The organism is uncultured Parasphingopyxis sp. (assembly GCF_937129435.1).
Classification (GTDB): domain Bacteria; phylum Pseudomonadota; class Alphaproteobacteria; order Sphingomonadales; family Sphingomonadaceae; genus Parasphingopyxis.
Genome location: NZ_CAKZNF010000033.1, coordinates 95,847 through 103,705, shown reverse-complemented (window position 1 = coordinate 103,705; position 7,859 = coordinate 95,847). Strand labels below are relative to the sequence as shown.

Below are 7,859 nucleotides of genomic sequence, written 5' to 3'. Positions count from 1 at the left end.
ACATAGGCACCGGCTTCAAGCGGCGAGCGCATATCGGGCCGCGAGACGATCTCCATCAGCGCGACGCCCGAGCGGTTCAGGTCGACATAGCTCATCGTCGGATGCTGGTCGTGCATCAGCTTGCCCGCGTCCTGCTCGACATGGATGCGCTCGATACCGATCGTTTTCACCTCGCCATCGGGGTCCTTCTCGTCGAGCGGCACCTCGATCACGCCTTCGCCGACGATCGGGTGGTAGAGCTGCGAAATCTGGTAGCCCTGCGGCAGGTCGGCGTAGAAATAATTCTTCCTGTCGAAGCGCGACCAGCGGTTGATCTGCGCATTGAGCGCGAGCCCCGTCCGCACCGCCTGGCGGATGCACTCGCCGTTCACCACCGGCAGCATCCCCGGCATCGCTGCATCGACGAGCGACACGTTGCAATTGGGCTCGGCCCCAAATTCTGTCGAGGCCCCCGAAAACAGCTTGGCCTTCGACGTCACCTGTGCATGGACCTCGAGGCCAATCACGACCTCCCATTCGCCCGTGGCGCCTTGGATGCGATATGTGCCCATCAGGCCATCCAATCCTTATTTTGTTTCGGCAATGGTTTACCTGCGTTTTTACGCTGGAATTCGGTTCTGACCGAAAATTGTATGCGCGTTACTGTCGAATCAGCTTTGCTCCCTTCTGCCTCTCCTGCCGCCCCGACCGACAAGACTCTCAGTGAAAATCCACCTTTCTTTGCCGAGGTGCGCTCTGCAGAAACGGCTATATCAAAAGCGACCTTCTTTGGCGCATTATAAGCATGTGTTCCGGTCCCAAACGGGGAACTCATTTGCGCTTCTGGCTGCACATCCGAAATGCCGTCCATGATAGCCTTCAGACTACCCGAAACGAATGAACGCAACTCGGCGAAATCTTCGTCAGATTCACTCTCTTCGTTCACCACCACTTCTCCGCCCCCGCCACGAACCCGGCGCGCTCCTCGATCGCCAGTCCCGCATCCATCACGCCCTGCTCGTCGAGCGGCTTGCCGATGATCTGGAGCCCCAGCGGCAGGCCCTTCTCGTCCAGCCCACCCGGCACCGAAATCGCTGGCAACCCGGCAAGCGAGCTCGGCACGGTGAAGACGTCGTTCAGGTACATCGCGATCGGATCGTCGCTGAGATCGCCAAGCGCGAAGGCGGCGCTCGGGGCGGTCGGGGTGAGGAGGAGGTCGCATTCCTCCCACGCCTTTTCGAAATCCTGCACGATCAGCGAGCGGACCTTCTGCGCCTTGGTGAAATAGGCGTCGTAATAGCCCGCGCTCAGCACGTATGTGCCGATCATGATCCGGCGCTTTACCTCGTCGCCGAAGCCTGCCGTCCGCGTCGCGGCGTACATGTCCTGCAGGTTCGCGCCCTCGGGCAGCTCGCGCAGGCCGTAGCGGACGCCGTCATAGCGCGACAGGTTGGCCGAGGCTTCCGCCGGCGCGATGATGTAATAGGCGGGCAGCGCATATTTGGTGTGCGGCAGCGAGATATCGACGATCTCGGCGCCCGCATCGCGCAACATGTCCGCGCCCTTGTGCCACAGCGCATCGATTTCGCCGGGCATGTTCTCGACGCGATATTCCTTTGGAATCCCAACTTTTTTGCCCTTGAGATCCGACGACAGCGCCGCCTCCCAATCGGGCACGGCGACGTCGAGCGAGGTCGCGTCGCCGGGGTCGTAGCCCGCCATGACGTTGAGCATGATCGCCGCATCGCGCACGTCGCGCGTCATCGGGCCGGCCTGGTCGAGCGAGCTGGCAAAGGCGATGATGCCGAGGCGCGAGCAGCGGCCATAGGTCGGCTTCATGCCGACGATACCGGTAAAGGCGGCGGGTTGGCGGATCGAGCCGCCGGTGTCGGTGCCGGTGGCGGCCGGGCAGAGATGCGCGGCGACCGAAGACGAGCTGCCGCCCGACGATCCGCCCGGCGTCAGTGGCGCATTGCCGCCATCGTTGCGCCGCCAGGGCGAGACGACATCGCCGAAAAAGCTCGTCTCATTCGACGATCCCATGGCGAACTGGTCCATGTTGAGCTTGCCCAGCATCCCGGCGCCCGCATCGAACAGCTTGGTCGTGACCGTCGATTCATAGGGCGGCGTGAAGCCTTCGAGGATATGGCTCGCCGCGGCGGACTGGACGCCCTTGGTGCAGAACAAATCCTTGATGCCGAGCGGCACGCCCGACAGCGGCTTGAGCGTGCCGGCATCGCGATCCTTGTCCGCCGCGTCGGCCGCTTCGATCGCCTTTTCGGGCGTCGTGACGATGAAGGCGTTGAGCTGGCTAGCGGCTTCGACGGCGCCGTTGAACGCCTCGGCCACTTCGCGCGCGGTGAAGTCGCCGGCACGGAAGCCGTCGCGCAGCCCGGCAACGCCGAGATCGGTGAGATCGGTCATCGGCCCACCCCATTATGCTTCAGCATCCATATGCTCCGACGTCGCACTTCTTTGGTGGATGGTCGGCATATGGACCCTGAAACAAGTTCAGGGTGACGATCCGAATTCATTGCTGTCACAACCACTATTCGATCACCTTCGGCACGGCGAAGAAGCCGTGTTCGGCATTGGGCGCATTCGCCAGAATATCGTCGCGCTTGTTGCCGTCGGTGACGATATCCTCGCGCATCCGCGTCCTGTTCTCGATCACCATCGCCAGCGGCTCGACGCCGTCGGTATCGACCTCCTCGAGCTGCTCGACCCAGTCGAGTATGGCATTGAGATCGGGCTTCAGCGCCTCGGCCTCTTCCTCGCTCATCGCGATGCGCGCGAGGTTGGCGATCTTCATCACGGTTTCGGTATCGACGGACATGGCCGCGCGGCTAGCACCGCCCCCGCCCCGCTTCAAGCGCGGTCATTCGACCCGCCGCCATCGTCATTGCGAGGAGCCGAAGGCGACGCGGCAATCCAGAGCCGCATGAGTCGGCGCTTGCCGCTCTGGATTGCTTCGCTTCGCTCGCAATGACGGTATGGGAGCGATTGGCCTACGCTGCCCGCCTGTGCTGGACTTTGCCGCGCGTTCGCTTATGTCGCGGCCACATTTCCATCGTCCATAACCGAGTATCCGGATGGCCGCCCGCATCTTTCTCTACATCATTGCGTTTCTCGTCTTCCTCGCCGTTGCCGCAGCAATCGCGTGGAACGTATTTCAGGACGAGCTGCTGCGCATGGCCTTCGTGCCGTCCGAGCCGGTCGAGATTCTCGATCCGGTCGAGGAATCGGCCTATGCGGCGGCGAATATGTGGCTGGTGCGGCCCGACAAGGACGACGCGGCAAGCGACTGGTTGCCCGAAGGCTATGGCGAGGAAACGAGCCTCACCGATGCCGAGACGACGGCCGAGGATGACGAAGCCGGCACCGAAACGCCTGCAAACGTCGAAAATCCGCAAGAGGAGATGGCCGAGGACCGGGTCGATCTGCCGCGCGTCCCCGTCTTCTACGTCCTGCCCACCACCTATGTCGCGCGCGACCGGTGGAACGCCGAAATGCGCGATGCAAGCGTGCGCGAGCGGCAGGAATTGTTCGCCGCCAGCCAGGCCAGCGTGTTCAACGATGTGGGCGAGGTCTGGGCGCCCCTCTACCGGCAAGCCGTGCTGGGCGCCTTCCTGACGACGAGCGAGGAGGCGCGGATGGCGATCCGCTTCGCCTATCGCGATGTCGAAGCGGCGTTCGACTATTTCCTCGAACAGATCGGGCCGGATCAACCCTTCATCATCGCCGGTCACAGCCAGGGGTCGCTGCATCTGCAGACGCTGCTGTTCGAGCGGATCAACGGGACGCCGATCGCCGACCGGATCGTCGCGGCCTATCTGATCGGCTGGCCGATTTCGGTCGAGGCGGACCTCCCCGCCCTTCCCCTCCCCGGCTGCGTGAAGGCCGACGATGCCGGGTGCATCTTCAGCTACATCTCCTTCGCCGACCCCGCCGATCCGCGGCAGGTGGAAAATCTCTACGAGGACAGCACCGGCCTGACCCAGGATCCCCGGCGCGGCACCGACATGCTGTGCATCAACCCGCTGACCGGACGGCGCGGCGGAGAGGCGCCCGCATCGGCCAATAGCGGATCGCTGATTCCGAACGAGGAAACCGACGGCGCGACGCTGGAACGCGAGCGAATTCCGGCGAACTGCGGCGATCGCGGCATCCTGATGATCGGCGATCCGCCGGTCGGCTATGACAGCTATGTCCTGCCCGGCAACAACTATCATGTGTTCGATTACATGCTGTTCTGGGCGAACCTGCGCGCCGATGTGGACCGGCGAACGCGGGCCTATTTCGAGGCGAGAGGTTGAGGGTAGCGCGCCTAGGTCCTCCCCGTTCCGGGGAGGAACTGGCCGATGATCGCCGCCTCCCCCGCCGATTTCCGCGCCGCCCTCCCCTCCGGCGGGCGCCTTGCCGGGCTCGATGTCGGCACAAAGACGATCGGCGTGGCGCTGTGCGATGCCGGATGGACCTTCGCCAGCGCCGCCGTAACGGTGCAGCGGCGCAAATTCTCGAAGGACCTGGAAGCGCTCAAGGCGATCTTCGACGCCCAGCAGGTCGCCGGCCTCGTCGTCGGCCTGCCGCTCAACCTCGACGGCAGCGAGAGCCCGCAAACCCAGTCCGTCCGCGCCTTCGCGCGTAATCTCGATGCTGCCCCCGCCCTCCGCCTCCTGTTCTGGGACGAACGCTGGTCGCCCATGGCCGTCGAACGCGACATGATCGGCATGGACATCTCCCGCAAGAAACGCGCCGCCAAGGTCGACGCGGCGGCGGCGGAGTATATCCTGCAGGGGGCGATTGATGGGTTGGTGGCGGGCTAGTCTCAATCCCCATCGATAAGCGCGAAACCGGTTGCAACCTCCGACGCCGGCAATTCCGAAATAACTTGCCGGATCAAAGCCCGTGAAATGGCGGAAGCACCATCGGCACAATGGTACGGCAAAACGAACATTCCTATTTCCCCCCTCGGGCTAACGAAGGCCACGCTATACTCTATCCCGGCATCATAGATCATGGGGCACCCGGTCGGTCGTGTATGATATTCTACACCCTCCAATATCTCGGGTCGAACACGCCATAGCTCTCGCCGTAAGCGGTTAGCGGTTCCAGAAGATATCTCGATGATCTCTTCTCCACGCACCCGCTCCGCAATGGTTTCCGGTTCCCAATATGTGTGCTGAACTCGAAGTGCGTTATCAGGCCTCAACTCGTACATGAGCATATCGTCTTTGTAAGGTCCGAGCGCGCCTATATTGCCGGCCCATTGATGAATCAGGATTCTCTCCCGGGACAACTCATGAGTACCGGGAAGTTCGTCAGCACCCACAAGGCTCTCAGAAGCATCAATCGCTGGCCTGGAGCAAGCGACCAGCACTAAAGCCAATAGTATGATATGATGTCTCATAGCTGATATGTAGCGCAAAGAGGCGAGGATTAGCAATTCCACTCGCCACCATATTGCCCCCCTCCCCCATTCGCACTAAAGCACCCCTTTAATGTCCAGCGCCGCCTCTCATCCCGCCGCGACCCCCGAGGGCGCGCATCCGTTTCCGCACGGGCACCTCACCGGGATCGACGGGTTGCAGCCCTGGGAAATCGCCTTTCTCCTCGACGAGGCCGAGCAATGGGTGGCGCTCAACCGCGCGGCGACGAAGCATGACGACCGGCTCGCCGGCCTCACCCAAATCAACGCCTTTTTCGAAAATTCCACGCGCACGCTCTTGAGCTTCGAGATTGCGGGCAAGCGGCTGGGCGCAGACGTCGTCAACATGCACGCCGCGCAATCAAGCGTGAAGAAGGGCGAAACGCTGCTCGATACGGCGATCACGCTCAACGCCATGCGCCCCGACATCATCGTGATGCGGCATGGCAGCTCGGGCGCGGTGCAGCTGATCGCCGACAAGGTCGACTGCCCGGTGCTGAACGCGGGCGATGGCTGGCACGAACATCCGACACAGGCGCTGCTCGACGCGCTGACGATCCGCCGCCGCAAGGGCGCGATCGCGAAGCAGCGCGTCGCGATCTGCGGCGATATCCTGCACAGCCGCGTCGCGCGGTCAAACATCCTGGCGCTGACCGCGCTCGGCGCCGAGGTCCGCGTCGTCGCACCGCCGACGCTGATGCCGCCCGCGGTCGAGCGGCTGGGCGTGACCGCCTTCACCGATTTCGATGCGGGGCTGGACGGCTGCGACGTCGTCATGATGCTGCGGCTGCAGACCGAGCGGATGAAGAGCGGCCTTGTCCCCTCGGCGCGCGAATATTTCGCGCTCTACGGCCTGACGCGCGAGCGGCTGGAAAAGGCCGCGCCCGACGCGCTCGTCATGCACCCGGGGCCGATGAACCGCGGCATCGAGATCGCCAGCGACATCGCCGACGACCTCGACCGGTCGGCGATCACCGAACAGGTCGAGATGGGCGTCGCGGTGCGCATGGCCTGCCTCGACGTGCTGACGCGCAAGGGGCGCGGCGTGGAGGGGTGGGTATGACGGGTCGTGCCAAGTTCCTCCCCGGCACGGGGAGGTGGCAGCCCGGAGGGCTGACGGAGGGGGCTATCCTCGTGGCGCAACGCGCGTGGAGAGCCCCCTCCACCGCACTTCGTGCGGTCCCCCTCCCCGTGCCGGGGAGGATTTCATGACCGGCCTCACCATCACCGGCGGCACGCTGATCGATCCGGTCGCGGATGAAGAGCGCGACGGCGTGGTCCATGTCGATGACGGCCTAATCGCCGCCTCGGAACCCGAATTCGCCGAGCCGCTCGATGCCACCGGGCTACACGTCGCGCCCGGTATCGTCGATCTCGGCGTGTTCGCGGTCGACCTCCCCGCCTTCGTCGCGGGCGGGATCACACGCGCGGCGTTGATGCCCGACCAATCGGTTCCGCTCGACGAGCCGTCTCTGATCCAGCGCGCCGCCGCGTCGGGCAAGCCCGATGTGTGGATCCATCCCATCGCCGCCGCGACAGCCGGGCTTGATGGCGAGGAACTGGCCGAGATCGGCCTGATGCAGCGCGCAGGCGCCTGTGCCGTCGCGACCGGCAAGAGCTGGATCGCCGACGGCAGCGTCATGCTGCGCGTCCTGCGCTACGCCGCCGCGCTCGACCTGACCGTCATCACGACCGCCGAGGACGCCGGGCTGGCGGGAAGCGCCGTCGCCACCGATGGCGAAGCCTCCACGCGGCTGGGCCTTGCGGGAGCGCCCGCCATCGCCGAAGCCATCGCCATCGCGCGCGACCTGATGCTGGCCGAGGAAGCGGGCGCGCGCATCCATTTCCGCAATGTGACCACCGCGCGCGGTTTCGACCTGATCCGCGATGCCAAGTCGCGCGGCCTTCCCGTCACCTGCGGCATCACGCCGGCGCACCTGATCCTGTGCGATGTCGATATCGGGCCGTACCGCACATTCGCCAAGCTGACCCCGCCGCTGCGAAGCGCCGACGATCGCGATGCCGCGCTCGCCGCGCTTGCCGATGGGACCATCGATGTCATTGCCTCAGGTCACGATCCCCAGGGCACGGAAGCCAAGCGTCTCCCCTATGCCGATGCCGAGCCGGGCATGGCAGGCGCCGAAACGCTGCTGACGATGAGCCTCGGCCTCGTCCGCGACGGGCGGATCACCCTGTCCCGGCTTTTCGCGCTATTGTCGTCCAATCCGGCGCGCATCCTCGGCATTCCCGGCGGATCGCTCGACAAGGGCTCGCCCGCCGATATCGTGATGTTCGACTCCGACGCCCCATGGAAGATCGACAGCGAGAAGATGGCCGCCAGCGCCGGAAACACACCGTTCGATGGCCTGCCCGTACAAGGCCGGATCGCCCACGTAATAAAGGGCGGCCGACTGGTGATCGACCGCCCTTGAAGTAGACATTTTGTGGCTCG

Annotated in this window: 7 protein-coding genes and 1 pseudogene; 4 read left to right on the top strand and 4 right to left on the bottom strand. The window is 64.3% G+C overall.

Annotated elements, in window-relative coordinates:
* The 4 genes and pseudogenes from gatB to gatC all read right to left on the bottom strand — a co-directional run.
* Window positions 1-551: pseudogene (gatB, locus tag Q0139_RS06660) on the bottom strand (Asp-tRNA(Asn)/Glu-tRNA(Gln) amidotransferase GatCAB subunit B); the annotation flags it as partial.
* Window positions 551-925: a hypothetical protein gene (locus Q0139_RS06655; protein WP_298019324.1), complete on the bottom strand. Its 375-nt coding sequence runs from the start codon at window positions 923-925 to the stop codon at window positions 551-553. The pseudogene gatB and the gene Q0139_RS06655, both read right to left, overlap by 1 nt.
* Window positions 922-2,403, bottom strand: coding sequence for an Asp-tRNA(Asn)/Glu-tRNA(Gln) amidotransferase subunit GatA (gatA, locus tag Q0139_RS06650; RefSeq protein WP_298019321.1), 1,482 nt, complete (start codon window positions 2,401-2,403; stop codon window positions 922-924). Before gatA ends, Q0139_RS06655 begins: the two co-directional genes overlap by 4 nt.
* Window positions 2,404-2,527: 124 nt before the next feature.
* Window positions 2,528-2,815: an Asp-tRNA(Asn)/Glu-tRNA(Gln) amidotransferase subunit GatC gene (gene gatC / locus Q0139_RS06645; protein WP_298019318.1), complete on the bottom strand. Its 288-nt coding sequence runs from the start codon at window positions 2,813-2,815 to the stop codon at window positions 2,528-2,530.
* 256 nt (window positions 2,816-3,071) lie between these two features.
* Here gatC and Q0139_RS06640 point away from each other — a divergent pair, with 256 nt between their 5' ends.
* The 4 genes from Q0139_RS06640 (at window position 3,072) to Q0139_RS06625 (ending at window position 7,839) form a co-directional block, all read left to right on the top strand.
* On the top strand, window positions 3,072-4,295 hold the full coding sequence (locus tag Q0139_RS06640; RefSeq protein WP_298019314.1) for a DUF3089 domain-containing protein: 1,224 nt from the start codon (window positions 3,072-3,074) through the stop codon (window positions 4,293-4,295).
* A 45-nt stretch (window positions 4,296-4,340) separates the two neighbouring features.
* A complete protein-coding gene (gene ruvX / locus Q0139_RS06635; protein WP_298019312.1) occupies window positions 4,341-4,805 on the top strand; it encodes a Holliday junction resolvase RuvX in 465 nt (154 codons plus the stop codon).
* Window positions 4,806-5,480: 675 nt separating this feature from the next.
* On the top strand, window positions 5,481-6,470 hold the full coding sequence (locus Q0139_RS06630) for an aspartate carbamoyltransferase catalytic subunit (protein ID WP_298019309.1): 990 nt from the start codon (window positions 5,481-5,483) through the stop codon (window positions 6,468-6,470).
* A 145-nt stretch (window positions 6,471-6,615) separates the two neighbouring features.
* Window positions 6,616-7,839 carry a dihydroorotase family protein gene (locus Q0139_RS06625; protein WP_298019306.1) on the top strand — a complete coding sequence of 408 codons (1,224 nt, stop codon included), beginning with the start codon at window positions 6,616-6,618 and terminating at the stop codon, window positions 7,837-7,839.
* Window positions 7,840-7,859 lie beyond the last annotated feature (20 nt).